The sequence below is a fragment of the Halorubrum sp. SD612 genome, assembly GCF_002135005.1.
In genome coordinates this window covers 1-1799 of record NZ_NEWI01000320.1, presented here as the reverse complement: position 1 = coordinate 1799, position 1799 = coordinate 1, and the positions used below count along the sequence as shown (strand labels likewise).

The following is a 1799-nucleotide window of genomic DNA, read 5'->3' as shown; positions in this document are numbered from 1 at the left end:
CCTGCTCCCACCCGACATCGGTGTCGTGAGTGTACTCGTCGACGTCGGCGTCCTCCTCGGTCATCACCTCGACGTTGACGAGCCCGAGGTTCTCACAGACCGTCTCGATCTCCTCGGTGTCGCCGCCGGGCGAGGCCGACATGCCGGTGACGAGCGGGTCGGCGGCGTCGGCGTGGTAGCGCTCCGCGATGTAGACGTACGCGTAGTCGCCGGTCGCGCGGTGGCACTCGTCGAAGGTGAGGTGGGTCACGTCCCGCAGCGAGATCCGGTTGCCGACGAGGTCGTTCTCGACGACCTGCGGGGTCGCGATCGCGATCCGGGCGTCGTCCCAGAGCGCGGCGCGGTCGTCGGGCTTCACGTCGCCGGTGAACACGACGATCTCGTCGTCCGGAATCGAGAGCGCCTCGCGGTAGAAGTCCGCGTGCTGCTGGACGAGGGGCTTGGTGGGGGCTAAAAAGAGCGCCTTCCCGCCCGCCTCGTGGAGGCGCTCGGCGGTGACCAGCAGGCTGACCGTCGTCTTGCCGAGGCCGGTCGGGAGACAGACGAGCGTGTGTTCGTCGGCGGCGGCGTCCGCGAGCCGGAGCTGGTAGCGGCGTCGCTGGAGGAAGTCGTCGACGAGCAGCGGTCGGTCGATCCCGGCGGCCTCGGTCGCCATCGCCGGTGCTTCGCCGCCTTCGGCCTAAAGCCTTCGCGAAGCGGGGTGAAAGTTATCCGTCGACGGAGCGCTCCTCTCGGTGCTCCTCGGGCACGTCCTCGTCGACCAGCTGCGCCCACTCCGCGAGCCGGTCGCCGGATCGGGTCTGCGCACTCATCACGCGACGGATCTCCGTGATGCGTATTAACAGTTACCCCGATTCTACATGATTTAGCATCGGTCGGCCTCGTTCGACAACGCGCGTCGGCGCCCGCTCGCTCCGCGGCCGCGACACGCACGCCTTTTACCGCTCACGCGCCTCCGGCCGGCATGAGCAACCTCGACGAGTTCCTCGCGGGCGAGCGGCTCGACGACGTGGTCTTCTATCTGAGCGACGCGTACCTCGACGACGACTCCCGGCTGCGGGAGGTCGGAGAGGAGACCGACGGCGGCGTCCGCCTGATCCTCGACGGCGAGACCGGTCGCTCCGCGTTCCAGGCCGGCACGGGCATGGGCGCGATGGAGTTCGCGAAGACGGCGATGGGCGCCGAGGGCGAGATCGCGCGCACGCTCGACGGCGGGGCGTGCCCGTTCGCCGAGGAGGAGCCCGACGACGACCACGGAGTCCAGTTCGTCTTCGCGTTCGCGGAGGCGCAAAACGAGGAGGTCGGCGGCCTCTACGCCGAGGGCGACGTGGTCCACGCGTACGCCCACTGCACGTGCGGCGAGAGCTACTCGCACAAGTGGGTCATCGGCGACCGAGACGACTGAAAAAACCGCCGGACGACCGGCTATTCGCCCGGTTCGGCCCTACTCCTCTTCGGGCGCGTCGTCTTCGGGCACCGCTCCGTCGACGAGCGACTGGTCGCCGTACTGCTCCCGGAGGTCCTTCTTCGAGAACTTCCCGGTCGCGGTCTTCGGCACCTCGTCGATGAACTCCACCGCGTCCGGCACCCACCACTTGGGGTACTCGTCGCGGAGGCCGGTCTCGATCTCCTCGACGAGCGCGTCGCGGTCGACGCCGTCGGCCACGACGACGAACGCCACGGGGCGCTCCTGCCAGCGCTCGTGGGGCACGCCGACGACGGCCGCCTCGCTGACGCCGTCGTAGGCCATGATCGCGTTCTCCAGCTCGACGCTGGAGATCCACTCGCCGCCGGACTTG

At 69.1% G+C, this 1799-nt stretch carries 2 protein-coding genes and 1 pseudogene; 1 reads left to right on the top strand and 2 read right to left on the bottom strand.

Annotated features, from left to right (window positions below):
• The coding region (locus B9G38_RS16905; protein ID WP_143415611.1) for a DEAD/DEAH box helicase at positions 1-655 on the bottom strand (655 nt) is incomplete at its 3' end.
• A 309-nt stretch (positions 656-964) separates the two neighbouring features.
• Between B9G38_RS16905 and B9G38_RS16900 the strand changes: the two genes are divergently transcribed.
• Positions 965-1405 (top strand): DUF5807 family protein, encoded by a 441-nt coding sequence (locus tag B9G38_RS16900; RefSeq protein WP_086221140.1) that lies wholly within the window; start codon positions 965-967, stop codon positions 1403-1405.
• A gap of 39 nt (positions 1406-1444) precedes the next feature.
• Here the strand turns inward: B9G38_RS16900 and B9G38_RS16895 are convergent.
• Positions 1445-1799, bottom strand: a pseudogene (locus B9G38_RS16895) (fatty-acid--CoA ligase); the annotation flags it as partial.

What these genes read in the sequence shown, in the direction of transcription:
- B9G38_RS16900 (WP_086221140.1), top strand. Translation starts at nt 965, where the DNA reads ATGAGCAACCTCGACGAGTTCCTCGCGGGCGAGCGGCTCGACGACGTG.